The 25,240-nt window shown below is 68.5% G+C and carries 23 protein-coding genes; 11 read left to right on the top strand and 12 right to left on the bottom strand.

All coding sequences use genetic code 11. From position 1 onward, the window contains the following. Positions 1-15 precede the first annotated feature (15 nt). The 3 genes from CGK74_RS13495 to sstT form a co-directional block, all read right to left on the bottom strand. Positions 16-795 (bottom strand): EAL domain-containing protein, encoded by a 780-nt coding sequence (locus CGK74_RS13495; protein WP_165770084.1) that lies wholly within the window; start codon positions 793-795, stop codon positions 16-18. An 85-nt stretch (positions 796-880) separates the two neighbouring features. Then, entirely contained in the window at positions 881-1,906 is a 1,026-nt protein-coding gene (locus CGK74_RS13490; RefSeq protein ID WP_094268967.1) for a threonine aldolase family protein, read from the bottom strand. 9 nt (positions 1,907-1,915) lie between these two features. Further along, positions 1,916-3,151 (bottom strand): serine/threonine transporter SstT, encoded by a 1,236-nt coding sequence (gene sstT / locus CGK74_RS13485; protein WP_094268966.1) that lies wholly within the window; start codon positions 3,149-3,151, stop codon positions 1,916-1,918. Between the two features lie 194 nt (positions 3,152-3,345). On the opposite strand from sstT, the gene CGK74_RS13480 reads away from it, so the two are divergent. Beyond that, complete coding sequence (locus tag CGK74_RS13480; RefSeq protein WP_094268965.1) at positions 3,346-3,828, top strand: hypothetical protein; 483 nt, start codon at positions 3,346-3,348, stop codon at positions 3,826-3,828. Positions 3,829-3,833: 5 nt separating this feature from the next. Here the strand turns inward: CGK74_RS13480 and CGK74_RS13475 are convergent, their stop codons facing one another. From CGK74_RS13475 to CGK74_RS13450, 6 genes are read right to left on the bottom strand one after another with little or no spacing between them, the layout of a single operon-like run. After that, entirely contained in the window at positions 3,834-4,619 is a 786-nt protein-coding gene (locus CGK74_RS13475) for an HAD family hydrolase (RefSeq protein ID WP_094268964.1), read from the bottom strand. A gap of 25 nt (positions 4,620-4,644) precedes the next feature. Continuing rightward, entirely contained in the window at positions 4,645-5,529 is an 885-nt protein-coding gene (locus CGK74_RS13470; protein ID WP_206186251.1) for a carbohydrate ABC transporter permease, read from the bottom strand. Continuing rightward, the gene (locus CGK74_RS13465) at positions 5,526-6,422 is read right to left on the bottom strand and encodes a carbohydrate ABC transporter permease (RefSeq protein ID WP_094268963.1); all 897 of its coding nucleotides are present in this window, start codon (positions 6,420-6,422) and stop codon (positions 5,526-5,528) included. Before CGK74_RS13465 ends, CGK74_RS13470 begins: the two co-directional genes overlap by 4 nt. 28 nt (positions 6,423-6,450) lie before the next feature. Next, on the bottom strand, positions 6,451-7,743 hold the full coding sequence (locus tag CGK74_RS13460) for an ABC transporter substrate-binding protein (RefSeq protein ID WP_094268962.1): 1,293 nt from the start codon (positions 7,741-7,743) through the stop codon (positions 6,451-6,453). A gap of 59 nt (positions 7,744-7,802) precedes the next feature. Next, positions 7,803-8,822 carry an ABC transporter ATP-binding protein gene (locus CGK74_RS13455; protein ID WP_094268961.1) on the bottom strand — a complete coding sequence of 340 codons (1,020 nt, stop codon included), beginning with the start codon at positions 8,820-8,822 and terminating at the stop codon, positions 7,803-7,805. After that, positions 8,819-9,628 carry a DeoR/GlpR family DNA-binding transcription regulator gene (locus CGK74_RS13450; protein ID WP_094268960.1) on the bottom strand — a complete coding sequence of 270 codons (810 nt, stop codon included), beginning with the start codon at positions 9,626-9,628 and terminating at the stop codon, positions 8,819-8,821. The genes CGK74_RS13455 and CGK74_RS13450 overlap by 4 nt, the downstream gene beginning before the upstream one ends. A 254-nt stretch (positions 9,629-9,882) precedes the next feature. Here CGK74_RS13450 and CGK74_RS13445 point away from each other — a divergent pair, with 254 nt between their 5' ends. Further along, the gene (locus CGK74_RS13445; RefSeq protein WP_094269133.1) at positions 9,883-11,127 is read left to right on the top strand and encodes a glycosyltransferase; all 1,245 of its coding nucleotides are present in this window, start codon (positions 9,883-9,885) and stop codon (positions 11,125-11,127) included. On the opposite strand, the gene CGK74_RS13440 is transcribed toward CGK74_RS13445, so the two are convergent. Together CGK74_RS13440 and CGK74_RS13435 are read right to left on the bottom strand one after the other, a co-directional pair. Further along, the gene (locus CGK74_RS13440) at positions 11,029-11,583 is read right to left on the bottom strand and encodes a hypothetical protein (protein WP_133091859.1); all 555 of its coding nucleotides are present in this window, start codon (positions 11,581-11,583) and stop codon (positions 11,029-11,031) included. The genes CGK74_RS13445 and CGK74_RS13440 overlap by 99 nt on opposite strands. 19 nt (positions 11,584-11,602) lie before the next feature. After that, positions 11,603-12,130, bottom strand: a complete 528-nt coding sequence (locus CGK74_RS13435) for a superoxide dismutase family protein (protein ID WP_094268958.1) — start codon at positions 12,128-12,130, stop codon at positions 11,603-11,605. Positions 12,131-12,273: 143 nt separating this feature from the next. Here CGK74_RS13435 and CGK74_RS13430 point away from each other — a divergent pair, with 143 nt between their 5' ends. The 5 genes from CGK74_RS13430 (at position 12,274) to CGK74_RS13410 (ending at position 19,207) form a co-directional block, all read left to right on the top strand. Then, complete coding sequence (locus CGK74_RS13430) at positions 12,274-13,623, top strand: NYN domain-containing protein (protein WP_094268957.1); 1,350 nt, start codon at positions 12,274-12,276, stop codon at positions 13,621-13,623. A gap of 34 nt (positions 13,624-13,657) precedes the next feature. Further along, positions 13,658-14,413, top strand: coding sequence for a glycerophosphodiester phosphodiesterase (gene ugpQ / locus CGK74_RS13425; protein WP_094268956.1), 756 nt, complete (start codon positions 13,658-13,660; stop codon positions 14,411-14,413). Between the two features lie 103 nt (positions 14,414-14,516). Beyond that, on the top strand, positions 14,517-15,737 hold the full coding sequence (locus CGK74_RS13420) for a ChaN family lipoprotein (RefSeq protein ID WP_094268955.1): 1,221 nt from the start codon (positions 14,517-14,519) through the stop codon (positions 15,735-15,737). Between the two features lie 15 nt (positions 15,738-15,752). After that, the gene (locus tag CGK74_RS13415; RefSeq protein WP_094268954.1) at positions 15,753-17,813 is read left to right on the top strand and encodes a M1 family metallopeptidase; all 2,061 of its coding nucleotides are present in this window, start codon (positions 15,753-15,755) and stop codon (positions 17,811-17,813) included. 113 nt (positions 17,814-17,926) lie between these two features. Then, positions 17,927-19,207 (top strand): lytic murein transglycosylase, encoded by a 1,281-nt coding sequence (locus tag CGK74_RS13410; protein WP_094268953.1) that lies wholly within the window; start codon positions 17,927-17,929, stop codon positions 19,205-19,207. Between the two features lie 93 nt (positions 19,208-19,300). On the opposite strand, the gene CGK74_RS13405 is transcribed toward CGK74_RS13410, so the two are convergent. Continuing rightward, on the bottom strand, positions 19,301-20,074 hold the full coding sequence (locus tag CGK74_RS13405; protein ID WP_094268952.1) for a GntR family transcriptional regulator: 774 nt from the start codon (positions 20,072-20,074) through the stop codon (positions 19,301-19,303). A 347-nt stretch (positions 20,075-20,421) separates the two neighbouring features. Here CGK74_RS13405 and CGK74_RS13400 point away from each other — a divergent pair, with 347 nt between their 5' ends. From CGK74_RS13400 to CGK74_RS13385, 4 genes are all read left to right on the top strand, one after another. Continuing rightward, on the top strand, positions 20,422-22,119 hold the full coding sequence (locus tag CGK74_RS13400) for an L-lactate permease (protein ID WP_094268951.1): 1,698 nt from the start codon (positions 20,422-20,424) through the stop codon (positions 22,117-22,119). Between the two features lie 99 nt (positions 22,120-22,218). Further along, positions 22,219-23,034: a (Fe-S)-binding protein gene (locus tag CGK74_RS13395; RefSeq protein ID WP_094268950.1), complete on the top strand. Its 816-nt coding sequence runs from the start codon at positions 22,219-22,221 to the stop codon at positions 23,032-23,034. Position 23,035: 1 nt separating this feature from the next. Beyond that, entirely contained in the window at positions 23,036-24,475 is a 1,440-nt protein-coding gene (locus CGK74_RS13390) for a LutB/LldF family L-lactate oxidation iron-sulfur protein (protein ID WP_094268949.1), read from the top strand. Beyond that, positions 24,476-25,147 carry a LutC/YkgG family protein gene (locus tag CGK74_RS13385; protein ID WP_094268948.1) on the top strand — a complete coding sequence of 224 codons (672 nt, stop codon included), beginning with the start codon at positions 24,476-24,478 and terminating at the stop codon, positions 25,145-25,147. Positions 25,148-25,240: the final 93 nt, after the last annotated feature.

Raw genomic sequence — 25,240 nt, 5'->3', positions numbered from 1 at the left:
TCCGGCGCCGGGGCGTCAGGTCTTGCGCACGGCAGGGTCCAGCCAGCTCGTGAGCGGCATCGGGTGGCTGATGCAATGGCCCTGGATCAGGTCAACGCCCGCCGTTCTGACGAAGTCCAGCTTCTGCGCGCTGTCCACGTTCTTCGCGATCACCGCGGCCCCGAGGCTGTGCGCCCCCTTGACGGCGTCCCGCAGGGCGTCCGGATCGTTTGCCGAGAAGGCCTCGTCCACGATGCCGGCCCCGATCTTCACGAAGTTCGGCCGGACTGCAAGCAGCGTGTCGCGACAAAGGCCGCCGTCGTCCAGCGCCACGTAGATCCCCCGCGTCGAGCAGCGATGGGCGAAGCCCACCAGGGTGGTGAGGTTGTCGGTGGAGGCCATGTCCGTGATCTCCACGATCACCCGGCGGGTGACGTCGGACAGTGCGCCCAGTTCGGCGAGATACTCATCCGGCGCGGTTTCGAGCGTGAGGGCGGATACGTTCATTGCGACGCGCATCCGCTTGCGTGTGGCGCTCAGGGCGGATCTCAGCGCCGTCACCATGGCGAGGTCGATCGTCCTCACATAGCCGCTGTCCTTCCATTGGCGGAAGAGGCGGACGGGCAACTCGTCCGAGCCCTTGAGCCGGAACAGCGCTTCGAGGGCATAGGTGCTGTTCTCCGGCGTGACGATCGGCTGGACATAGGGTTCGATGTACTGCTCCACACTCACCTCACGGGGATGACGACGTGCAATCCACTTCGCATAAGGGCTGCATTCTGCCAGAGACGCGGGTGTCAGCCGCCATTCGATCATCTCGAATCGGGACGGCGCGCCCTGCAGGCCGGGTCGCATCGCAGCGGGGAGGGGCGTACCCCCTTGCGTGGAGCCGGGTACGGGCTCAGCGCGCCAGCGCCCGGATGTCCGCGAGCAGGGCGTCGACGCTCTCGGGCAGGGTGTCCCAGCCGCACATGAAGCGGGCGCCGTCGGTGCCGATGAAGGTGTAGAAGCGCCAGCCACGTTCGCGCAGGCCGGTCATCACCGGCGCCGGCAGGCTGCAGAAGACGCCGTTGGCCTGCACCTCGAACAGCAGGCGGATGCCGGAAATGCCTTGCAGGCCGGCAGCGAGGCGCTGCGCCATTGCGTTGGCATGGGCAGCGTGGCGCAGCCAGGCGCCGTCCTCCAGCATGCCGAGCCAGGGCGCCGACAGGAAGCGCATCTTGGACGCGAGCTGGCCCGCCTGCTTGCAGCGCCAGGCGAAGTCCTCCGACAGCTTGCGGTCGAAGAACACCACGGCTTCACCCACCGGCAGGCCCATCTTGGTGCCGCCGAAGCACAGCACGTCGACGCCGGCGCGCCAGGTGAATTCCGCCGGCGCAAGGCCCAGGGATGCGGTGGCGTTGGCGAAGCGTGCGCCGTCCATGTGCATGTGCAGCCCGTGGCGATGTGCCAGGTCGGCGAGCGCGGCGATCTCGTCCGGGCGGTACAGCGTGCCGACTTCGGTGGCCTGCGTCAGCGTGAGGGCGCGCGGGCGCGGATAGTGGATGTCGTCGCGCCGCGTGATCAGCTCGCGCACCGCATCGACCGTGAGCTTGCCGTTGTCGCCGCGTGCCGGCAGCAGTTTCGAACCGTTTGAGAAGAACTCGGGCGCGCCGCACTCGTCGGTATCGACGTGGGCGATCTCGTGGCAGATCACGCTCTGGTAGCTCTGGCACAGCGATGCCAGCGCCAACGAGTTGGCTGCGGTGCCGTTGAAGACGAAATAGACGTCGCAGTCGGTCTCGAACAGGTCGCGCAGCCGGTCCGACACGCGCTGCGTCCATTCGTCCTCGCCATAGGCGGGAGCATGGCCGGCGTTTGCCGCCTGCAGCGCGGCGAGCGCTTCGGGGCAGATGCCGGCGTAGTTGTCACTGGCGAAGTGCTGCATCTTGAGGTCTCAGGCGGTTTCGGGCGCGCCCTTCAGCGCCGGCGCCGTGCATGCGGCCGCAGTGAAGAGCACGTCGGTGGAGGAATTGAGCGCGGTCTCGACCGAATCCTGCACCACGCTGATGATGAAGCCAATCGCCACGACCTGCATCGCCACGTCGCCGTTGATGCCGAACAGCGCGCAGGCCATCGGGATCAGCAGCAGCGAACCGCCCGCCACGCCCGACACGCCGCAGGCCGCCAGCGAGGACACCACGCTCAACAGCAGGGCGGTGGGCAGGTCGACCTGGATGCCCAGCGTGTGCGCGGCGGCGAGCGTCATCACCGTGATCGTGATGGCTGCGCCGGCCATGTTGATGGTGGCGCCGAGCGGGATCGAGATCGAGTAGGTGTCCTCGTGCAGGTCGAGGCGACGGCACAGATCGAGGTTGATCGGGATGTTGGCGGCCGAGCTGCGGGTGAAGAAGGCGGTGGTCGCGCTCTCGCGCAGGCAGGTGAACACCAGCGGGTAGGGATTGCGGCGGATTTTCCAGAACACGATCAGCGGGTTCAGCACCAGCGCCACGAACAGCATGCAGCCGACGATCAGCAGCAGCAGGCGGCCGTAGTCAAGCAGGGCGCCCAGGCCGGTGTCGGCCAGCGTGCTCGCAACCAGGCCGAAGATGCCCAGTGGTGCCAGGCGGATGACCATGCGCACGATGCCGGACACCGCGTCGGCGACATCGACGAGCAGCGTCCGCGTGCTCTCGGTGGCGTGGCGCAGACCGATGCCAAGCGCGGTGGCCCAGGCGAGGATGCCGATGTAGTTGGCCTCCATCAGCGCTTTGACCGGATTGGCGACTGCGCTCAGCAGCAGGTTCCTGAGTACGCCGACGATACCACCCGGCGGCGTGCCCGTGGCCTGCGGCGCATCGAGGATCAGTGTGGTCGGAAAGGCGAAGCTGGCGACCACCGCCACCAGCGCCGCGCCGAGCGTGCCCAGCAGGTAGAGCATCAGTACCGGGCGGATGTGCGTGGGCTGGCCGTGGCGATGGCTGGCGATGGCCGACATCACGAGCACGAAGACGAGCACCGGCGCGACCGCCTTTAGCGCCGAGACGAAAATGTCGCCGAGCAGACCGACAGAGGCCGCGGCGGCCGGGGCGACGACGGCGAGAAGGATGCCGAGCACCAGGCTCGCTGCGATCTGGGCGATGAGGCTTGCGCGCGCGATGCGCTGCAGGAAGGAAGGGGCTGCCATGTTCATGGAGAGAGGCCGCACGAGGCGGGAACCGTTCAAAGAACAGAATTGTGCGACGCAGAAGCCGTATTCGGGGCGGAATGCGCGCCGAATGCGTGAAATCCGAGGGGCTCTCACGCCCCGCCAACTGCAGCGCAAAACGCCCGTAACCTTGGCCGCCTAGGCTCCCCGCCGTTTGTGCATTCATTGGGAGTCGGGGCATGTCAGCGCTGCGGGTTACCTATGTCAAGACCGAGGCCGGCGTGCGTGAAGTTGCCGCACGCAGCCTGCGCCTGCCTGCGAACCTGCGCCGCCTGCTGATCCTGATCGATGGCGAGCGCGATGCGGCGCAACTCGCGAACCTGCTTGGCGCGGATGCGGTCGCCGCGCAACTCGCCGAACTCGAGGCCGCCGGCCTGATCATGAACCCTTCGGCGCCACCTCAGGTCAGCAAGCCCGACGCCGCGCCGGTGGTTGATCCGTCGGTGCTGCAGCATGCCCGCGCGCTGATGTGCGACAGCGCGATGCGCCACCTCGGCCTGCTTGGGAAGACCCTTGCGCGCGAGATCGAGTCGGCCGAGAGCCGCGGCGAACTCCTGTTCCTGAGTGCCCGGTGGCATATGGCGATGCGTGCCTCACGCGACGGTCATCGGGAGGCGGATGTGCTGTTGGGTTCCCTGCGCAGGATGCTGGCGCTGGCCTGATCCAATCAACGGCTGATGGCCGGCGCCGTCCTACGAGGCGGGGCGCTGCCGCCGGCCCGGTTGGCGGACGCCGCGAACGAGGAGGGGGTTGACGCCGCCTCGCCGCCGAGAGAGAGCTGCGGCCAGCCGCGTTCGCGTGCGACATCGGTCAGTCTCGCATCGGCATCCACCGCCACCGGACAGCCCACGGCCTCGAGCAGGGGCAGGTCGTTGGCGGAGTCGGAGTAGAACCCGGCGTGCGAAAGCGTGTTTGCGGGATCGAGGCCGAGTGTCGCCAGCCAGCGGTGCACGTGTCCGATCTTGCGCTCGCGAAAGCAGGGTTCGCCGCTGATCCGGCCGGTGAAGCAGCCGTCGACCACTTCGGCTTCGGTACAGATCAGGTTGTCGATGCCGAGCAGGCGGGCGCTCGGTTCGGCGAGGAAGCGATGGGTGGCCGAGACGATGGCGCAGCGCTGCCCTTGCGCACGGTGGTGCGCGATCAGGGGGGCGGCACCCGGTGCGATGCGCGGCGCGAGCTGGGTGGCGGCGAAGGCCTCGCGCAGCGGGTGCAGCGATTCGAGCGTGCGGCCGGCGAGCGGCTCGAGCTGGAATTCGAGGTAGGTGAGGATGTCGAGCCGTCCTGCCGCGTAGTCGGCCAGGTAGTGCGCCTGGCGGGCCATGACCGCGGCGCCGTCGATCAGGCCGCGTTCCGCGAGGAAGCCCAGCCAGAGCGCGTTGGAGTCGCCGGCGAGCAGGGTGTGGTCGAGGTCGAAGAGCGCGATCGAGGCGGAAGGGGTTTCGGGGCTGGGCATGGAGGGCTTGGTCGGGTGCGGCGAGTCAGCGGATGCCGGCGCGCAGGAAGCTCTGCACGAACTGGCGCTGGAACAGCAGGAAGGCGATGAGCAGCGGGCCGGATGCCAGCAGCGTGGCGGCGGTGATGATCGCCCAGTCGATGCCCTGGTCGGTGCCGGCGAAGACAGCCAGGCCGACCGTGAGCGGGCGCGTCTCGACGGTGTTGGTGACGATCAGCGGCCACAGGAAATTGTTCCAGTGATGGCTCACCGACACCAGCGCGTAGGCGAGGTAGGTGGGTTTGGCCAGCGGCACATACACCCGCCACAGGATGCCGAGCGTGCCGCAGCCCTCTATGCGCGCGGCTTCTTCCAGTTCGCGCGGGATCGTCTTGAAGGTCTGGCGCAGCAGGAAGATGCCGAAGGCCGAGGCCATGTAGGGCAGCGCCATCGCCGGGATCGTGTCGACCAGGCCGAGCGCGTGGATGCTGCGGTAGTTCTCCACCACCAGCACGTCGGGCATGATCATGAGCTGGATCAGCACCAGGGCGAAGGCGATGTCGCGCCCGGGGAAGCTGAAGCGGGCGAAGGCATAGGCGGCCAGCGTGCCCAGCACCAGCTGGCCGGCGAGGATGGTGGCGACCAGGATGCTGGTGTTGAGGAAGTAGCGCGGAAAGGGCGCAGCTGCCCAGGCGGCGCGGAAGTTCTCCAGCGTCAGCGGCGCGAAGAGGTCGAAGCGCGTCGAGTAGGCGCTGGGATGGAAGGCCGTCCACACGGCGTACAGCAGGGGGGCCAGCCACAGGATGCCCAGTGCCCAGGCGCCGGTGGTGTTCAGCAGGCGGTCGATGCGGCCGTCGGCAAGCAGGCCCGATGGGGCCGGCGAGGCGATGGGGCGCACGAGGGCGCGGGTGAGTTGGACGGATTCGCTCATTGGTAGTGCACCTTGCGTTCCAGCCAGAAGAACTTGAGCAGCGCTACCGTCGCGAGCAGCGACAGCAACACCATCGTCAGCGCCGCGGCATAGCCCTGGTCCCAGAACTTGAAGCCGACCTCGTAGATGTAATAGAGCAGCAGCGACGTGGCGTTGTCCGGGCCGCCGCGCGTCATCACGAACAGATGGTCGACGAGGCGGAAGGCGTTGATGGTGGCGTTGATCAGCACGAACAGCGTGGTCGGCATCAGCAGCGGAAAGGTCACGCGCCAGAAGCGCTGCCAGCGGCTGGCGCCTTCGAGCTGCGCGGCCTCGCCCAGTTCGGGCGGGATCTGCTGCAAGGCGGCGAGGTAGAAGATCATGAAGAAGCCGGCTTCCTTCCACACCGTGACCACGATGACCGCGCCCAGCGCGGTGTCGCCACTGCCGAGCCAGTTGACCGCCGGCAGGCCGAACAGGCCGCGCACCTGATCGAACAGACCGTAGTCGGGGGTGTAGAAGAACAGCCAGATGTTGGCGACGGCGATCATCGGCAGCACCGTGGGGGTGAAATAGGCCAGGCGCAGCAGGCCGCGGCCGGCGATGCGGGCGTTGACCCACAGCGCCATCGCCATGGCGAGCGCGATCGAGGGCAGGATGGTGCCGGCGGCGAACACCAGGTTGTTCTGCAGCGCGGTCCAGAAGATCGGATCGGCCAGCATGTCGCGGTAGTGGTCGGCGCCGATGAAGCGCGCCGGACGGTTGCCGCGCGGGGTGGTGAACAGGCTGTGCCAGAAGGTGGCGACGGCCGGGTAGTGGGTGAAGGCGGCGAGCAGCACCGCCGCCGGCAACAGCAGCAGCCAGCCGTGTATCGCGGCCAGGCGACCGCCGTTGCCGAGGGGGTGTGCAGTCATGCTTGCAGGCTCCGCGGGCGGGTTCGCGTCAGCGGTAGGCGCGCAGGATGCGCTCGGCTTCGCGCTGTGCGTCCTGCATGGCCTGGGCCGGGGTCTTGGTGCCGGTCAGCGCGGCCTGCAGGCCGTCGTTGAGCGCCTTCGTCACACGCTGGTTCTCGTGCGTCGACAGCTCCGCCACCGCGTACTGCAGCTGGTCGCGCGCGACGGTGGGCGCGGGGAAGTCCGCCACGTACTTCTTCATCGTCTCGGTTTCCCAGGCCGCTGGCGACACCGCCACGTAGCCGGTGGCAATCGCCCATTCGGCGGCGCGCTGCGGCGCGGTCATCCACTTGACGAACTTCATCGCGGCTTCGCGTTCCTCGGCCGTGGCGCGCTTGAAAATATGGAAGTTGCCGCCGCCGGTGGGCGTGCCGCGCTGCTTGCCGGCGGGCAGCATCGCGACGCCGAAGTCGAAGCCGGCGTTGTTGCGGATGTTGGTGAGGTTGCCGGTGGTGGTGTAGATGATTGCCGCCTTGCGCTCGAAGAAGTCCTTCGGCGTCGTGCCCCACTCGACCACGCCCTGCGGATGCACGCCGTGCTTGCGCGACAGGTCGACCCAGTACTGCAGCGCTTCGATCACCTCGGGCTTGTCGAAGTAGGTCTGGGTGCCCGCGGCGTTCATCAGCTCGACGCCGGCCTGCGTGGTGAAGGTCTGGAACAGCCAGTAGGGGAAGCCGGAGGACGGCACCTGCACGCCCCAGGTGGTGACCTTGCCGCTGGCGTCGCGCTGGGTCAGCTTCCGGCCGTAGTCGACGAGTTCCTGCCAGTTCTGGGGCGGACGCTCCGGATCGAGGCCGGCGGCCTTGAACAGGTCCTTGTTCCAGTACATCACAACGGTGGAGCGCTGGAAGGGAATGCCCCAGGTCTTGCCGCCGGTCTGGCTGTTCTTCATGAAGCCGGGGAAGAAGCCCTGCATCCAGGCGCGGTCCTCGTCGCTGCGGGCGAGTTCGTCGAAGGGCACGATGGCGTCTTCGTCGATCAGGGTGTACATGTCGGTCGACAGCAGCACCGACACATGGGGTGCATCGCCGCCCTTGTTGGCGGTCAGCACCTTGGTGATGGTGTCCTGGTAGCTGCCGGAATACACCGGCTTGATACGGATGCCGGGGTGCTCCTTCTCGAACGCGGCAGCCATGTCGTCGACGATCTTCGTCACCGGCCCGCCGACAGCGACCGGGTAGAAGAAGGTGAGATCGGTCGCTATGGCCGGCGCGGCCGCGACACTGAGGGCGATGCCGAGGCCGGCAGCGATCTGGTTGAGTCCGGAGAACAGCTTTCTCATGCGGGGAAGCTCCTGGTGGATGGAACGGGAGGGGAAGTCGGGAGGAAGTGCGCGCGCGTTCATGTGCTTGCCACGCGGTGCCCGTGTTCGCGGGCAAAGCGGTGCTCGGCGTCGGCCGGCCAGACGAGGCCGACGCGTTCGCCGATGCCAGCGGTGACGCGGCCGGGCATGCGCACGGTGATGCGGTGCGCGTCGTCGTGGCGGCAGATCAGCATGGATTCGGCGCCGAGGTATTCGATGGTTTCGAGCTGCGCAGGCAGTCCGCGTCCGGGTTCGCATACGGCGATGTGCTCGGGGCGCACGCCGATCAGGATCGAGTCCGCCGGATCGCCGGCGCGCGCGGCGCTGCCGGGCAGCAGGTTCATCGCCGGGCAGCCGATGAAGCCGGCGACGAAGGTGCTGGCCGGGCGCTCGTAGAGTTCGGCCGGGCTGCCATGCTGCTCGATGCGGCCGGCGCGCATCAGCACGACCTTGTCGGCCATGGTCATGGCTTCGGTCTGGTCGTGCGTGACGTAGATCAGGGTCATGCCCAGGTGCTGCTGCAGCGCGCGGATCTCCTGTCGCATCTGCTGGCGGAGCTGGGCGTCGAGGTTGGACAGCGGCTCGTCCATCAGGCACACCGCCGCCTCGGCGACGATCGCGCGCCCGAGCGCCACGCGCTGCCGCTGGCCGCCCGACAGCTGTGCCGGACGGCGGTCGAGCAGCGCGCCCAGGCCCAGCAGCTCGGCGGCGGCGTCGAGCCGGCGCTTGCGCTCGGCCACCGGCACGCGCCGGACCTGCAGCCCGAACACGATGTTCTCGGCGACCGTGAGATGCGGGAACAGCGCGTAGGACTGGAACACCATGGCGACACCGCGCTGGGCCGGCGGCAGGCGGGTGACGTCGCGTCCGCCGATGTGGATCTCGCCTTCGTCCGCGCCCTCGAGGCCGGCGATCAGGCGCAGCGTCGTCGACTTGCCGCAGCCCGAAGGCCCGAGCAGGGCGACGAGTTCGCCCGAATTGACGTGCAGGCTGACGCGATCGACAGCGCGCGTCGTGCCCCAGTTCTTGACGACCGCGTTCAGATGAACGTCGCTCATGAGCAGGTTTCTCCGGTTTGACGGGCGGGTGTTTCGGCACTGGCTGCGACCTGCACGCGGGGTCGGTCGGCATCGAGTGCGCCGAGGTAGTCGGTCGGGACCGGTCCGTCGATGAATAGGTGGTCGGCGTCGCCGAGCCGGCCGCCGCGGGCAATCGCGGGGCGGCCGAACTTGCTCGCGTCGGCCACTAGCAGGCTGGTGCGGCAGTTGTCCGCCATGGCCTGGCGGGTGGCGACTTCGGCGACATCGAAGTCGAGCAGTGTGCCGTCGCGGTCGATGCCGCCGACGCCGAACACCGCGAAGTCGGTCTTGAAGGCCGAGAAGCAGCTCACCGCGCCGCTGCCGACGACGTCGAGGTCGGTCGGGCGCAAGGGGCCGCCGGCGATCGTCACCTCGATGCCCGGGCTGCCACCGAGCGCGGTGGCGACGTTGAGGCTGTTGGTGATCACCCGCAGCCGGCTGTGGGCGCGCAGCGCCACCGCGACCTGGGCCGGCGTGGTACCGATGCCGATCGATACGCTGGCGCCATCGGGAATGAAGGCCGCCACCGCATTAGCGATGCGGCGCTTGGCGTCGAGGTTGAGGATCTGGCGGCGCGGGTAGGGCAGGTTGCCATGGCGGGGCGAGTCGACGCCGCCATGGACGCGCCGCAGCAGGCCCTGTTCGCACAGGCGGTTGACGCTGCGCCGGATCGTCTGCGGGGTGACGTCAAAGCGCTGCGCCAGATCGTCGATGCCGGCGAAGCCGCAGCGCAGGACCTGCTCGAGGATCTGACGTTCGCGGGCATCAAGGGTGGGTGGGGTCATCGCGGATTCGAATGGAGTCGGTTTTCATTCGAATCCTGAACGGCCCGTGTTGCCGTTCGTTTGCACGAATGTGATCGCTGTGTGAAACCGCAGGTGGAGGCGTTGTGGCGCGCCACCGGACGTCGTCACGCGGGCTTCATGTGCGTCACCTAGGCTGTACCGTCCAGGCAGGCACGGCGTGGGCCGCGACTGCCAGCCGGGCGAGCGGTCTTCCTTGCACGACGTGCCGCCCAACCGACCAAGGAGTGGCGCCGATGCGTGTGCTGATGGTTTCCGATGTGTATTTCCCCCGCGTGAATGGGGTCTCGACTTCCATCGAAACCTTTCGCCGCACGCTGGCAGCGTTCGGCGTCGAAGTGCGTCTGGTGGTGCCGGGATACGGCGAGGACGCGGCGGAGGACGGCGTGACCCGCGTGCGTGGCTGGCCGGTGCCAGGCGACCGCGAGGACAGGCTGGTAGGCTGGCGGGCGATGCATGCGGCGGTGCTGGATGCAGCGCGCGACTGCGACCTCATCCACGTCCAGACGCCCTTCGTTGCCCACTACGCCGGGCTCGCGGCCGCGCGCAGGCTCGGTCGCCCGGTGCTGGCGACCTACCACACGCTGTTCGAGGAATACCTGCAGCACTACGCCCCGTTCCTGCCTGCGGGCTGGCTCAGAGGCCAGGCACGCGCCTGGTCGCGGCGCCAGTGCAATGCGCTCGACGCGGTGGTGGTGCCGTCCACGGCGATGCGCGAGCGTCTCGCCGGCTACGGCGTCGAGGCCCCGATGCACGTGCTGCCCACCGGGATTCCGCTGGCTGCGCTCGGCGGCGGCGATCGCGCGCGCTTTCGCATGGAGCACGACATCGCCGCGGATCAGCCGGTGGCGCTCTTCGTCGGTCGCGTCGCGCACGAGAAGAACATCGGTTTCCTGCTCGATGCACTGCGCCACGCCTTGTGCACGCGTCCCGATCTGCTGTTGCTGATTGCGGGCGAGGGGCCGGCGCTGGAGGATCTGCGCCGCCGCGTGCGTCGCGAGGGGCTGGACGCCGCGGTGCGTTTCATCGGCTATCTCGACCGTGGTGAGGCCTTGCCGTCGTGCTACGCGGCGGCCGACGTCTTCGTCTTCGCGTCCCGCACCGAGACCCAGGGGCTGGTCCTGCTCGAGGCGATGGCGGCGGGCGTGCCGGTCCTGGCGCTGGCGGAGATGGGCACCATCGACATTCTCCAGCCCGGACGCGGTAGCGTGTCGCCGCCCGCCGACCCTGGGCTGTTCGGCGCCGAACTGGCCAGCCTGGTGGCGGACGAGCCGCGCCTGCGCGCCCTGGGCGCCGAAGCGCGGAAATACGCGCAGCAATGGTCGGACACCGCGATGGCACAACGCATGGCGCAGCTCTACACCGGTCTGCTGCAGCGCGCCTCAGCCGTTCGGCGCGCCGAAATGCAGGGCGACGTCGCAGTCGCCACCGCCGCGGAACCAGCGCGCGGACACGCGGGCGCCGCCCGCGAATCGCAGTGAGTGCTCGTCGGTCATCGGGCCCGCCCGCATCGGTTCGGCGCTGAACGCCGCGAGGGTACCGATCAACTGCCCGGCGAAGGCTTCGGCGGCATCGCGGCAGGCTGCGCCGCTCGACGTGCGCAGCCTGCCCTGAACGGGCTGGAGCACGATCTCCTCGATGCGGCCATCGGCACCGGCCATCGCCATCACGTCGACCCGTGCGCCGGCCAGGTCGCGCGGCAGGTCGACCTGCAGGCCGAACTGGATACGCGCGTCGCAGCCCGGCCCCACGGCTGCCGCCGCAGGATCCAGTGTTGCCGCGATGCGTGCCGCTTCATGCACGTCGCGCCCCAGCGTCACCGGACCGATGCCGTCGGGGGCTAGCTGCACGGGCTGGCCCTGACCGGTCGGAAGCGGCGCGCGCTGCGCCGACGGCAGCGCGGTGAGCGGCGCCGTCAGCAGCAGTGAGAGCAACACGCGCCTGACCAGCATCGCCTCAGTCGCCCTTGATCACGCCGCAGAAGACGCGCGCGCCGGCGCCGCCGATCGGCTGCGTGGCGTGGTCGTCGCGGTTCTCGTGGATCACCAGCGCCGCGCCATCCTCGTCCAGAATCTTCGCGCGTCCGCCGCGGCCGTCGAGGCTGGCGAGCGGCGTGTACAGCTCGGCCTCGACGCTGCCGTCCGCATGCACGAAGAGGTTGGGCAGATCGCCCGCATCCGGCCCTTCCGGGTTCATCAGGCCGTGCTTGCGGCCATCCGGGTTGAGGTGACCCTTCGAGGCGACGAAGCCCTTGTCCGGGTCCTCGCAGGTGCCGACGCTGTGGATGTGGATCGCCTTGGGCCCGGGCGGAAGGCCCTTCGCCGTCAGGTGGATCATCACGCCCTGCGGGCCTTCGACGAGGGTCGCCGTGCCAACCGTCTGGCCCTGGCGGTCGATGATGGAGGCGGTGGCGCGTTCGGCCGCATGGCTGGCCGTTGCCAGGGTCAGCAGGGCACAGGTGGCAAGGAGGCGGGGCAGGTTCATGGTCGGTCTCTCGTTGTTGTGGGGGGAAATATGATGATAGTCAGCATCCCGGGCAGGTAAAGCCGGCGTTGCGTGCCCGGCCTGCGGGTGGCGCGGGTCGGCGACACGCCGTAACATCGCGTCCAATATCCAGGGAGAAAAACATGGCGTCCTCCGCCGACAGCATCAGCATGGCGCTCTTTTGCGACTTCGAGAACGTGGCGCTCGGCGTGCGTGACGCCAACTACGAGAAGTTCGACATCAAGCGCGTGCTTGAGCGCCTCTTGCTCAAGGGCAGCATCGTGGTCAAGAAGGCGTATTGCGACTGGGACCGCTACAAGAGCTTCAAGGCGTCCATGCACGAGGCCAACTTCGAGCTGATCGAGATTCCCCACGTGCGCCAGTCGGGCAAGAATTCGGCCGACATCCGCCTCGTCGTAGATGCGCTGGACCTTTGCTACACGAAGTCGCATGTCGACACCTTCGTCATCATCAGCGGTGATTCCGACTTCTCGCCGCTAGTGTCCAAGCTGCGCGAGAACGCCAAGCAGGTGATCGGCGTCGGCGTGAAGCAATCGACCTCGGACCTCCTCATCGCCAACTGCGACGAGTTCATCTTCTATGACGACCTGGTGCGCGACAGCCAGCGCACGGCCCGCCGCGACACGCGTGACGCGCAACCCACGACGAAGCGTTCGCCGGAAGAGGAGAAGCGACGCAAGGAGGAGCTCGAGGCACGTCGCGGCAAGGCCATCGAGATTGCGGTCGAGACCTTCGATGCATTGATGGCCGAGCGTGGCGACAGCGGCAAGATCTGGGCCTCGATGCTCAAGGAGGCGATCAAGCGCCGCAAGCCGGATTTCAACGAGAGCTACTTCGGCTTCCGCGCCTTCGGCAACCTGCTCGACGAGGCGCAGTCTCGCGGCCTGCTGACCGTGGGGCGCGACGAGAAGTCGGGCACCTATGTCTATCGGCCCTCGGCCGAGCTGGCGCTGAGCGAGGCGCCGGCCGAAGCCATAGCGAGGGTAGCGGTGGCGCCCGAGGCGGAGGGGCAGGCCGCCGAGCCGGCCGACGTGAGCCGTGGCGCAGGTGCGCGCAAGGCCGGGCGCGGACGATCGGCAGGCGGGCGCAAGGGCAGGGGCGCGGCCGAGGCTGTGGCTGAGGAACTGCGGCCGGTGACCGAGCCGGCCACGACACCGGAGCCCAGTGCCGCTTCGGCGCCGGCCGAGATCGAGGCCGTCGCGTCGAAGGCGTCGGAGCCGACGGTCAGCGAGCCGGTGGCGACCGAAGCCAAGCCGGCAAGCCGCGCGCGCAAGCCGTCCAGCGGACGTGCGCGCGCCAGCCAGCGTGGCGGCAAGGCTGCCGCCCAGGCTACGGTCGAGCCGGTGCCGGTCGAACCGCCGGCCCCGGCCCCCGAGGCGCCGACTGCCGAAGCGGAGGCGGCCAAACCGCGCAAGCCTGCCGCCCGCCGGCGCACCCGCAAGCCAGCGGACGCAACGGGCGAGGGCAATTGAGGGCGCAGGGCTTTCCTCCGGTCTTGAAACCGAAATGACGCAATTGCCGATCGACGCGGCCAATTGGCCTTACCCGCGCTGGGTCGCCCACCGCGGTGCGGGCCAGCTTGCGCCGGAGAATACACTGGCGGCTTTTCGTCTCGGTCACGCCCACGGCTATCGCATGTTCGAATGCGATGTCCGCCTGAGCGCCGATGGCGTGCCCTTCCTGCTGCACGACGATGCGCTGGATCGGACCACGGACGGCAAGGGCTTCGTGACCGGCCTGGACTGGGCGACGCTGTCGCGGCTCGATGCCGGCAGCTGGCATTCGCCGGCTTTCCGCGGCGAGCCGCTGGCGAGCCTCGAAGCGGTGCGGTCTTTCTGCGAGACGCAGGATTGCGCGCTGAACGTCGAACTCAAGCCGACGCCGGGTACCGAATTCGAGACCGGCCGCGTCGTCGCCCGGACCTTGCTGCGCGACTGGCGGGGCCGACTGCCACCGCTGTTGAGCTCCTTTCGCACCGAAGCCTTGCGCGGAGCGTGTGAAGGCGCGCCAACGCTGCCGCGGGCGCTGCTCATCGAGCGGCTCGAACCCGATTGCGTCGACATTGCGTTGGGACTCGGCTGCGTTGCCATCGTCGCGTACCACGGACTCATTACGACGCGCTTCGAGGCTTGGTTACGCTCCGAGCGGCTTGCGCTCCTCACCTACACGGTCAACGACGATGCCGAGGCCGAGCGCCTGCTCGGGATCGGGGTGCAAGGCCTGATCACCGACCGGGTTGACCACTTCGATCCGTCGCGCTGACGGCGCTGGCACGCGACGCGCGGCCGGCTGCGGCGCGACCCGTGCCGGAACTCGCCGCAGCGGCCGTGCTCTACGCACTCATTGCCCCGTCGAGACGCTGGTCATGAACGCCGCCCGCTTGCTTCTTTCCCGCCTCCTGTTTCCTGCGCTCGTGGCCGTGGCGCTGCCTGCGGCCACGGTCTTTGCGGCGGATGACGGCGCGACCTGCCTGCAGCCCGGCACCTGGACCGCGATCGACGCCGACGGCGTGCGGGCCGGTGCGGCAGTTGCGCCGCTGGTGGCGTCGATGGCGCAGCGCGAGGTCGTGCTGCTCGGCGAACAGCACGACGACGCCGACCATCACCGCTGGCAGTTGCAGATGCTTGCGGCGCTGCACGCGCAACGCCCTGACATGGTGATCGGCTTCGAGATGTTCCCGCGCCGCGTGCAGCCGGCGCTGGACCGCTGGGTGGCGGGCGAATTGTCCGAGCGCCAGTTCCTGGAACAGGCCGAGTGGGACAAGGTGTGGAGCATGCCTGCCGAGCTGTACCTGCCGCTGTTCCACTTCGCGCGCCTCAACCGCGTGCCGATGGTGGCGCTCAATGTCGAGCAGGGCCTGACACGCAGCATCGCCACCCGCGGCTGGGACGCGGTGCCAGAGGGCGAGCGCGAGGGCGTGGGCCGGGCCGCCGAGCCGCCGCCGGCCTACGTCGATTTCCTGTTCGGCATCCACCGCGAGCATGCGCGCATGCGCGGCCGTGGCGACAAGGAGGCGTCGCGCGAGGAGCCCGCCTTCCGCAACTTCGTCGAATCGCAACTGGCCTGGGACCGTGCGATGGCGGAGGCGCTGGTGTCGGCACGCGACAAGGCAGCGGGCGGGGAGGGGCGTGCGCCGCTGGCGGTCGGCATCATGGGCAGCGGTCACGTGCGCTTCGGCCACGGTGTCGCGCATCAGCTCAAGGCGCTGGGTACGACCGAGGTCGGACAGCTGCTGCCGCTGGCTGCATCGACCCCTTGCGCGGAGGTCGTCGCCGGACTGGCCGATGCGGTGTTCGCGGTGCCGGAGCCGGTGCGCTCGCCAGCCCCGCCGCCCAGGCTGGGCATCAGCATGGAGGACCATCGCGACGGCGTGCGCATCGTCGAGGTCACCGCCGGCAGCCTTGCCGCGCATACCGGCCTGCGTGCCGGCGACATCATCGTCGACGCGGCCGGGGCGCCGCTCAAGCGTTCGGGTGCGCTCGCGGCGCTGGTGCGGGAACAACCGCCGGGTACCTGGCTGCCGCTGAAGCTCAGGCGCGAAAAGGAGACGCTGGACTTCGTCGTGCGCTTTCCGGCGCGCAAGTGAGTAGAGGGCGCTGTCGTGCGTGACGTCCTCCGTGGCTTCTCCCGCGGCCTCATCGCCGCGGTCCTTCTGCTGGGCGTGTTGCGCCCGGCGCTTGCCGACACATGGCCGATATCGCTCGAAGTCGACCTTGATCCGGCGCGGCGCAGCCTGCAGGTCGATGCGGAACTGCGCCCGACCGAGCGCGACTTCCACTTCGTGCTGCATTCGAGCCTGAGCATCGTGTCCGCCGAGGTCGACGGCAAGCCGATGCGCGTCGAGCGGGCCGGCGTTGGTGCGCGCGATGCCCTGAAGGCGTGGCGCATCCGGCTGCCGGCCGGTGGCACGCTGCGCCTGCGCTATGGCGGCACCCTGCCGGCGCTGGATGCGCGGCTCGACCATCGCGAGGTGCTGCAGGGCCTGCCGCCGATGGCCGCGGAGGCGGGCAGCTACCTGCCCGCGGGCGGCGCGTGGTACCCGCGACCGGCCGAGACCTTCGCCTACCGCATCGATGTCCGTGTGCCCGGCGGACAGCGCGTTGTCGTGCCCGGCCGCTTGGTCGAGGAGACGTTCCCGCCGGGGAACGGACAGGGCGAGGGCGTCTACCGCGCGCGTTTCGAATTCGCCCACGCCGCAGACGGTATCGACCTGATGGCGGGGCCGTGGGTCGTGCGGGAACAGGTCGTGCCGCGCGAAGGCGCCGAGCCGCTGCGCCTGCGCACCTATTTCCCGCCCGCGCTGGACGCCGAGCCGGACCTGGCGGACGCCTACCTGCGCGACAGTGCCCGCTACATCGCGCACTACAGCGAGCGCATCGGCGCCTATCCCTTCACCGAGTTCTCGGTGGTCGCCAGCCCGCTGCCCACGGGCTTCGGCATGCCCACGCTGACCTACCTTGGTGAGCAGGTGCTACGCCTGCCCTTCATCCGCGCCACCTCGCTCGGCCACGAGGTGCTGCACAACTGGTGGGGCAACGGGGTGCTGGTCGACTACGCGCGCGGCAACTGGTCCGAGGGGCTGACGACCTTCATGGCCGACTACGCCTATAAGGAAGCGCAGTCTGACGCGGCGGCGCGCGAGATGCGGCTGGGCTGGCTGCGCGATTTTGCCGCGCTGCCGGCGGATGCGCACCAGCCGCTGGCGAGCTTCCGCTCGCGCACCCATGGCGCGGCCGCGGCCGTGGGTTACGGCAAGGCGTCGATGGTGTTCGTGATGCTGCGCGACCTGATCGGCGCCGAGGCCTTCGACGAGGGTATCCGCCTGTTCTGGGCGCAGAACCGCTTTCGCATCGCCGGCTGGGCGCAGTTGCAGGCGGCGTTCGAGAAGGCTTCGGGCCGTGCGCTGGACGACTTCTTCCGCCAGTGGCTGACGGTGCCCGGCGGCGCGGCGGTGACGATCGAGCAGGCGCGATTCGTCGCGGACGGTGGACAGGGAAAGCTGCAACTCAGCGTACGTCAGTCCGGGCCGCAGCACGTGCTGAACGTGCCGGTCCGGCTCGAGACCGAGCAAGGCGTCGAAACGCGCTGGATCAGCTCATCCCGTGCGCAGGAAACCATCGAACTGACGGTGGCGCGCGTGCCGCAGGCGCTGCGGCTCGATCCCGAGCTGCGGGTGTGGCGTCTGCCCGATGCGGCACAGCTGCCGCCCATCCTCAGGCAGTGGATGCTGGCGCCGACGCCGCGGGTGGTGATTGCGAATGACGCCGACGTGGCGGTGCGCGATACAGGCCAGACGCTGGCCGCGCGACTGTTCGAGCGTCCGGCGCGGCTCGTCGGGCGTGACGCATTGAAGGCGCCCGCGGACGGGACGCTGCTCGTCGGCACGCATGCGGCCGTCGATGCCACGCTGGCCGGCGCCGGCCTGCCGCCGCGTCCGCCGACGCTTGGTCTGCGCGGCGGTGCGCAGGTATGGACGTTGCGTACCGATGCGGGGACGACGCTGGCCGTCGTATCGGCGCGGGACGTCGCTGAACTCGCTGCGCTCCAGCGCCCGCTACCGCATTACGGCGGGCAGAGCTGGCTGGTGGCGGAAGCGGGGCGGGTCGTTGAACGAGGCGTGTGGGATGCGCCGGGCACGGCCGTACCGGTTCTGCGCGACTGAAGCGCGATTCCGATAACGCCGGCCAGCCGGCGGCAGCGTGGCCACGCGGCGGAGGTCGTTTCGAAATGTGCCGGAGCGCGAGCACCGAGACTGCCGCGATTAGAATTCAGCCCATGAACACGACACCACATTCTTCCCCTTCGCAAGCCGCCGTCCGCGCGTCCGTGGCGGCGACCTCAATCCGCAAGCGCTCGCAGGCCGTGCTGCTGGCAAGCGCGCTGTCCGGCCTGTCTGTCTTCGCCTCGCCGTCGCTGGCTTCCGAAGTGGCTTTCGCCAGCTGTCTGCGCGACCTGCGCGCCGAAGCCGCGTCGAAGGGCGTTACGATGGCGACCTTCGATCAGCACACCACCGCGCTGGCGCCCGACATGGCGGTCGTCGGTTTTCTCGACGCCCAGCCCGAGTTTGTCACCCCGATCTGGGACTACATGGCCGGCCTGGTCGACGCCGAGCGTGTCGCGGACGGACAGGCCATGCTGGCGCAATGGAAGGACGTGCTGGCGCAGGTTGCAGCCGAATACGACGTCGACCCGGCGACGGTGGTTGCGGTGTGGGGCGTGGAGAGCAACTTCGGGCGCAACTTCGGCTCGCGTCCGCTGCTGACCTCGCTGTCGACGCTGTCCTGCTTCGGGCGGCGCCAACCCTTCTTCCGCGGCGAGTTCTTCACCACGCTGAAGATCATCCAGGAAGGTCACGTCGCCCCCGAGCGCCTCACCGGCTCGTGGGCCGGCGCCTTCGGCCATACGCAGTTCATGCCCTCGACCTTCATGCGCCTGGCGGTGGATTTCGACGGCGATGGCCGTCGCGACCTGGTCGACAGCGTGCCGGACGCGCTGGCTTCCACCGCGAATTTCCTGAAACGCGCGGGTTGGAACAGCGCGTTGCCCTGGGGCTTCGAGGTCGCCTTGCCGGCGGGTTTCGATACTTCGGAGGCGGGCCGACGCAACAAGCAGCCGATGCAGCAGTGGGCCGCGCGCGGCGTGAAGCGTATCGATGGTGGCGCACTGCCGCCGGGACAGACGCCGGCCGGCCTGTTGCTGCCGGCGGGGGCGGATGGGCCGGCCTTCCTCGTCACGCGCAACTTCGATGCGCTGTATTCCTACAACGCGGCCGAAAGCTACGCGCTGGCGATCGCCCATCTGTCGGACCGGCTGCGCGGCGGCGCGGCTTTCACGACCGCTTGGCCGACGGACGACCCGGGCCTGTCGCGCGCCGAGCGGCGCGAACTGCAGACGCTGCTGATTGCGCGCGGCCACGACATCGGCGAAGCGGACGGCATGATCGGCAGCCGCACGCGCGAGGCGCTCAAGGCCGTGCAGGCCGAGCTAGGCCTCGAGCCAGATGGCCGCGCGGGGCAGAAGGCGCTCGCCGCCTTGCGCGCCGCAGTCCGGGACTGAACTGCCCCGGGCTGGTACCTGCTTCTGTCCGGGCGTTTCGGCCCGGGTAGGCAAGCGGGTCGAGTTTCCGCTGCACTGCCGCCGTCTTGGCGTTCAGGCCTGCATCCGCCGGCGGCTGGCGCGTTCCGTCCGGCGAACCGCGTTCCGTGCTTCGGCCAGCACGTCCTGCACGTAGAGCAGGTGCCGGCTCGACAGCGCGCGCGCATCGTCGGCGCGGCCGTCCATGATCGCCCGGTAGAGTTCCCGGTGCTGGTCCATCAGCGCGTCGCGCACGTCGCTGCCTTGCGGATACATGCCGCCGATGTTTGTCACCACGCTGCGTTCGAGCAACTGGAACAGGCTGCGGATGGTGTGCAGCAGCACGGCGTTGTGGCTGGCTTCGGCGATGGCGAGGTGGAAGTGTGCGTCGGCCGCGCCTTCCTCTGCGCGCGTGACCTTGCCCGGCGGACGTGCATGGCAGTCCACGACGCGGTCGAAGGCCGCTGTGAGGCGCTCGCGATCGGGCGCGGTCGCGCGCAGCGCGGCGTAGTAGGCGCACGAGCCTTCCAGCGTATGGCGGAACTCCAGCAGGTCGCGCTGGGTTTCGGGATTGTTCTCCAGCAGGGCGAGCAGTGGGTCACGGAAGGATGAGCCTATCTCCGCGCTGATGAAAGTGCCGCCGCCCTGACGGCTCACCAGCAGTCCACGCGCGGCCAGCTTCTGCAAGGCCTCCCGCAGCGAGGGGCGCGACACGCCGAACTCCTCGGCCAGCGCGCGCTCGGCCGGCAGTTTTTCGCCGGGCTTCAGCGCGCCTTCGAGGATCAGGGTTTCGATGCGGTCGACGATGTCGTCCGACAGTCGGCGCTGTTGCACCGGTGGTGCGTTCATTCGGGTATTCCTTTCAGTTCGGCGCGATCGGCTCTCGGTGGCTGTGTGCGAGGCAGACATGTAGTTCGTCGGGACCATTGTCACGGCAATGCCTTCCCGCAAAAGGCCGTGCCAAGGGGCTTGGCCGGGAATCAACCTTATCTTGGCATGCAATTTACTGATTGCCTTGATTGACTCCTTGAATTCCGTCACCTACTCTAACGCAACTGCTGGTCAAGTGGTAAGACCAATTGCAGAAAATTTGTACCGGATACCTTCGAGGGAGTAGGTCGATGAACTTGGGTCTTCACGGGATGCGCGGGCATCTCTTTACGCGCGCCACGCGTGTCTGAAAAGGGCGAAACTCGATGCAATCCGGAACGCTCGCTCTGCTCGCCTTCTCTCCCATCCTGCTCGCCGCGGTGCTGCTGGTCGGCCTGCGCTGGCCGGCCAAGCGGGCGATGCCTGTTGTCTATCTGCTGACGGCGGGTATCGGCCTCTATGCCTGGGAGATGAGCTTCAACCGCGTACTCGCCTCGACCCTGCAGGGTCTGGTGATCACGATCGGGGTGCTGTGGATCATCTTCGGCGCCATCCTGCTGCTGAACACGCTGAAATACTCGGGCGGGATCACGGCGATCCGCGCCGGCTTCGCCACCATCAGCCCCGACCGCCGCATCCAGGCCATCATCATCGCGTGGCTGTTCGGCTGCTTCATCGAGGGCGCCTCGGGCTTCGGCACGCCGGCGGCGATTGCTGCGCCGCTCCTGGTGGCGATCGGCTTTCCGGCGCTGGCCGCGGTGCTGCTCGGCATGCTGGTACAGAGCACGCCCGTGTCCTTCGGGGCGGTGGGCACGCCGATCATCATCGGCGTCAACAGCGGCCTGGATACTGCCGCGATCGGCGCCCAGCTTGTCGAGCGTGGTTCGAGCTGGGAGCTCTTCCTGCAGCAGATCACCGGCAACGTCGCGATCATCCATGCGCTCGTCGGCACGGTGATGCCCTTGATCATGGCGATGATGCTGACCCGATTCTTCGGTCGTGAGAAGAGCTGGAAGGCGGGGCTGGAGGTGCTGCCCTTCGCGTTGTTCGCCGGCCTGGCTTTCACCGTGCCTTATGCCTTCACCGGGGTCTTCCTCGGCCCCGAGTTCCCTTCGCTGCTGGGTGGCCTGGTTGGCCTGGCGATCGTCACCTCGGCGGCGCGGGTCGGCTTTCTGGTGCCGAAGAAGCGCTGGGACTTTGCCGAGCCGAAGGACTGGCCGAGCGAATGGATGGGCAGCGTCGAGATGAAGCTCGACCAGTTGCCGCACCACCAGCCGATCGGCGTGCTGCGCGCATGGTTGCCCTACGTGCTGGTCGGTGCGCTGCTGGTGATGAGCCGTGTGTTCCCCGAGGTCGGCAACGCGCTGAAGGCGGTCGTCGTCAACTTCCCGAACATGCTGGGCGAGAAGGGGGTGAGCGCGAACTTCCAGCCGCTCTACCTGCCGGGCGGCATCCTGGTTGCGGTGGTGCTCATCACCGTGTTCCTGCACCGCATGCACGCGCGCTCGCTGGTCAAGGCGGTGGGCGAGTCCTCGCGTGTGCTGCTGGGGGCCGGCTTCGTGCTGCTGTTTACCGTGCCGATGGTGCGCATCCTGATCAACTCGGGCGTCAATGCCGCCGGCCTGCCGAGCATGCCGATCGCGATGGCGCAGTGGGTGGCCGACAGCGTCGGTACCGTCTATCCGCTGCTGGCGCCCTCGGTCGGCGCGTTGGGTGCCTTCATTGCCGGCTCGAACACGGTCAGCAACATGATGCTGAGCCAGTTCCAGTTCGGTGTGGCGAGCACACTCGGCATCTCCGGCGCACTGATCGTGGCGGTCCAGGCCATTGGCGCGGCAGCGGGCAACATGGTCGCGATCCACAACGTCGTGGCGGCATCGGCCACCGTCGGCCTGCTGGGGCGCGAAGGCGCGATCCTGCGCAAGACCTTCTGGCCGACGGTGTATTACGTGCTGATGACCGGCATCGTCGCGATGATCGCCCTCTACGTACTGGGCGTGTCGGACCCGCTGGTCGCGGGCTGAGCGCCGGGCCGGCATCATCATGGGTATTAGCGTTTCCGGCAGTCGCGCGCACGCTGCGGCTGCTGCACAATCGAAAAGTCATCCACGGAGGCACTCCGCATGAGTCATCAACCCGCTGCCGCACCGAACGCCACTCGCGTGGCGCCACCGCTGCAGGCACCGCGCAGCTATCCCGCCAAGCCGAGCGATGTCTTCCTGTTCGGGACCTGCGTGCTCGATCTGTTCTTTCCCGATGCAGGCATGGACGCGATCCGCCTCCTCGAGCGTGAAGGCATCAAGGTACATTTCCCGCAGGCGCAGAGCTGTTGCGGCCAGCCGGCCTATACCTCGGGCTATACCGACGAGGCGCGCGAGGTGGCGCGGGCGCAGCTGGCGCTGTTCGCGGGCGAGTGGCCGGTGGTCGTGCCGTCGGGTTCCTGTGCCGGGATGTTCCGCCACCACTATTTCGAGTTGTTCAAGGACGAGCCCGAGACGCTGAGGCAGGTCGAGTCGCTGGCGGAGCGTACCTTTGAGCTGGCCGAGTTCCTGCTGGAGGTGTGCCGGGTGAAGCTCGCCGACACCGGGGCGCCGGTGAAGGTGGCGCTGCACACGTCCTGTTCGGCACGGCGCGAGATGAACACCCATGTCCACGGTCGCGCGCTGCTCGCGCAGTTGCAGGGGGTGGAGCGCCTCGACCACGACCACGAGAGCGAATGCTGCGGCTTTGGCGGCGCATTCAGCGTGCGCATGCCGGACATTTCGGGCGCGATGGTCAAGGACAAGACCGCGGCGCTGAAGGGCTCCGGCGCAGCCGAGGTGGTGAGTGCCGACTGCGGCTGTCTGCTGAACATCAACGGCGCGTTCGAGAAGCAGGGCGAATCGCTGCGCGGCGAGCATCTCGCCAGCTTCCTGCTGCGCCGCACCGGAGGGAAGTGACATGAGCAACCTTGCCGATCTGCCCGGCGTGCCGATCGAGTTCAAGCGCAACGCGCGCGAGGCGCTGGACGACGGCCAGTTGCGCCGCAACTTCCGTGGCGCGATGGACTTCCTGATGGCCAAGCGCACGGCCCAGTTTCCGGACGCCGACGAGCTGGAGCGCCTGCGTGCCTTCGGTAATCGCGTGCGTGCGCGGGCGCTGTCCAAGTTGCCCGACCTGCTCGAGCGCCTCGAGGCCAACCTGACGCGCAACGGCGTGAAGGTGCACTGGGCCGAGACCGTCGAGGAGGCCAACGCGATCGTGCATTCGATCGTCCAGGCGCACGAGGCGAAGAACCTCATCAAGGGCAAGTCGATGGTCAGCGAGGAAATGGAGATGAACCATTTCCTCGGCGAACGCGGCGTCGATTGCCTCGAGTCGGACATGGGCGAGTTCATCGTGCAGCTGCGCGAGGAAAAGCCGTCTCACATCATCATGCCGGCGATTCACCTCAACGCCGGGCAGGTGGCCTCGCTGTTCCACGACAAGCTGGAGGTCGATTACACCGAGGATGTCGATCGGCTGATCCAGATCGGGCGCGAGACGCTGCGGCGCAAGTTCTTCGAGGCCGACATCGGCGTGTCGGGCGTGAACTTTGCGATCGCCGAGACCGGCACGCTGCTGCTGGTCGAGAATGAGGGCAACGGCCGCATGTCGACCACCGTGCCGCCGGTACACATCGCGGTGACCGGCATCGAGAAGGTGGTGGAGAACCTGCGTGATGTGGTTCCGCTGCTGTCGCTGTTGACGCGCTCGGCGACCGGACAGCCGATCACCACCTACGTCAACATGATTTCCAGCCCGCGCAAGGCGGACGAGCTCGATGGCCCGCGCGAGGTGCATCTGGTGCTGCTCGACAACGGTCGCAGCCAGGCTTTCGCCGACGGCGCATTGCGCCAGACGCTGAACTGCATCCGCTGCGGCGCGTGCATGAACCACTGCCCGGTGTATACGCGCATTGGCGGTCATGCCTATGGCACCGTCTATCCCGGCCCGATTGGCAAGATCGTCACGCCCCACATGCTGGGCCTGGAGAAGACGCGCGACCTGCCGACGGCCTCGTCGATGTGCGGCGCCTGCGGCGAAGTGTGTCCGGTCAAGATCCCGATTCCTGCGCTGCTGCGCCGCCTGCGCGAGGAGGCCGTGCGCGCCCCCGATGAAGGGCCGCATCACATGCGCGGGCAGGGCGCCAAGTACTCGGCGAAGGAAAGGATGATCTGGAAGGCGTGGAAGGCAGTGAATACCTCGCCGGGCTTGTATCGTGTCGCACGTTTCGCCGGCACCCGCCTGCGAGGACTGATGCCATCCAACATCGGCCCCTGGACCGAACACCATGCGCCGCCGAAGCCGGCCGCGCGCAGCCTGCACGAACTCGCGCGCGACCACCTGGGAGATGAATGAATGAGCGCCAAGGAACGCATCCTCGCCAAGCTGCGCGGCAGCCTCGAGGGCACGACGGCAGTTGCTGACGACTACGATGAGGCGCTCGTCACCGTGCCCTGGCGTTACGCGCCGGACAAGCGTCTCGACCGTCTGCGCGAAGTGCTCGAGGCCGTGCATGGCGAAACCCGGTTGACGACCTCCGCCGACTGGCCTGCGCTGGTGCTTGCGGCACTGGCCGAGCGCGGCATCGGCGAATTGCTGGTGTCGCCGGCGACCGCGCATGGGCAGCAGTTCGCGGGCTACCTCGCGCTGAACGGCGGCTCGCTGCGGCTGAAGGCCTATGACCGCCCGGTCGAGGAGTGGAAGGACGAACTCTTCTTCCATACGCCGGCGAGCCTGACCGGGACGCTGGGCGGCATTGCCGCAACCGGCAGTCTCATCGTCTGGCCGACGCCTCAGGAGCCGCGCCTGATGAGCCTGGTGCCGCCGCTGCACATTGCGCTGCTGAAGGCGAGCGAGGTGTTCGACAACCTGTTCGAAGCCATGCATGCGCAAGGCTGGGCGGGCGGGTTGCCGACCAACGCGCTGCTGGTCTCGGGGCCGTCGAAGACCGCGGACATCCAGCAGACGCTGGCCTATGGCGCGCACGGGCCGAAGGAACTGCTGGTCCTGATCCTGCAGGACGCCTGATCGACCGGGGGCGGCCGCTAGCCGTCAAGGGGCGGGCTGGCCGGTCCGCCAAGCCGGCGCTGTACGCGACACGACGCCGATCGAGGACTTTCG

This window comes from Thauera propionica, from assembly GCF_002245655.1.
Lineage (GTDB): Bacteria > Pseudomonadota > Gammaproteobacteria > Burkholderiales > Rhodocyclaceae > Thauera > Thauera propionica.
This window is presented reverse-complemented; position numbering and strand designations above follow the sequence as displayed.

Coding starts and splice junctions, on each gene's coding strand:
- CGK74_RS13465 (WP_094268963.1), bottom strand. CDS start 6,422: ATGACTGCACACCCCCTCGGCAACGGCGGTCGCCTGGCCGCGATACAC.
- CGK74_RS13400 (WP_094268951.1), top strand. CDS start 20,422: ATGCAATCCGGAACGCTCGCTCTGCTCGCCTTCTCTCCCATCCTGCTC.
- CGK74_RS13475 (WP_094268964.1), bottom strand. CDS start 4,619: ATGCCCAGCCCCGAAACCCCTTCCGCCTCGATCGCGCTCTTCGACCTC.
- CGK74_RS13460 (WP_094268962.1), bottom strand. CDS start 7,743: ATGAGAAAGCTGTTCTCCGGACTCAACCAGATCGCTGCCGGCCTCGGC.
- CGK74_RS13390 (WP_094268949.1), top strand. CDS start 23,036: ATGAGCAACCTTGCCGATCTGCCCGGCGTGCCGATCGAGTTCAAGCGC.
- CGK74_RS13430 (WP_094268957.1), top strand. CDS start 12,274: ATGGCGTCCTCCGCCGACAGCATCAGCATGGCGCTCTTTTGCGACTTC.
- sstT (WP_094268966.1), bottom strand. CDS start 3,151: ATGAACATGGCAGCCCCTTCCTTCCTGCAGCGCATCGCGCGCGCAAGC.
- CGK74_RS13445 (WP_094269133.1), top strand. CDS start 9,883: ATGCGTGTGCTGATGGTTTCCGATGTGTATTTCCCCCGCGTGAATGGG.
- CGK74_RS13385 (WP_094268948.1), top strand. CDS start 24,476: ATGAGCGCCAAGGAACGCATCCTCGCCAAGCTGCGCGGCAGCCTCGAG.
- CGK74_RS13410 (WP_094268953.1), top strand. CDS start 17,927: ATGAACACGACACCACATTCTTCCCCTTCGCAAGCCGCCGTCCGCGCG.
- CGK74_RS13450 (WP_094268960.1), bottom strand. CDS start 9,628: ATGACCCCACCCACCCTTGATGCCCGCGAACGTCAGATCCTCGAGCAG.
- CGK74_RS13490 (WP_094268967.1), bottom strand. CDS start 1,906: ATGCAGCACTTCGCCAGTGACAACTACGCCGGCATCTGCCCCGAAGCG.
- ugpQ (WP_094268956.1), top strand. CDS start 13,658: ATGACGCAATTGCCGATCGACGCGGCCAATTGGCCTTACCCGCGCTGG.
- CGK74_RS13420 (WP_094268955.1), top strand. CDS start 14,517: ATGAACGCCGCCCGCTTGCTTCTTTCCCGCCTCCTGTTTCCTGCGCTC.
- CGK74_RS13395 (WP_094268950.1), top strand. CDS start 22,219: ATGAGTCATCAACCCGCTGCCGCACCGAACGCCACTCGCGTGGCGCCA.
- CGK74_RS13435 (WP_094268958.1), bottom strand. CDS start 12,130: ATGAACCTGCCCCGCCTCCTTGCCACCTGTGCCCTGCTGACCCTGGCA.
- CGK74_RS13405 (WP_094268952.1), bottom strand. CDS start 20,074: ATGAACGCACCACCGGTGCAACAGCGCCGACTGTCGGACGACATCGTC.
- CGK74_RS13480 (WP_094268965.1), top strand. CDS start 3,346: ATGTCAGCGCTGCGGGTTACCTATGTCAAGACCGAGGCCGGCGTGCGT.
- CGK74_RS13470 (WP_206186251.1), bottom strand. CDS start 5,529: ATGAGCGAATCCGTCCAACTCACCCGCGCCCTCGTGCGCCCCATCGCC.
- CGK74_RS13495 (WP_165770084.1), bottom strand. CDS start 795: ATGATCGAATGGCGGCTGACACCCGCGTCTCTGGCAGAATGCAGCCCT.
- CGK74_RS13455 (WP_094268961.1), bottom strand. CDS start 8,822: ATGAGCGACGTTCATCTGAACGCGGTCGTCAAGAACTGGGGCACGACG.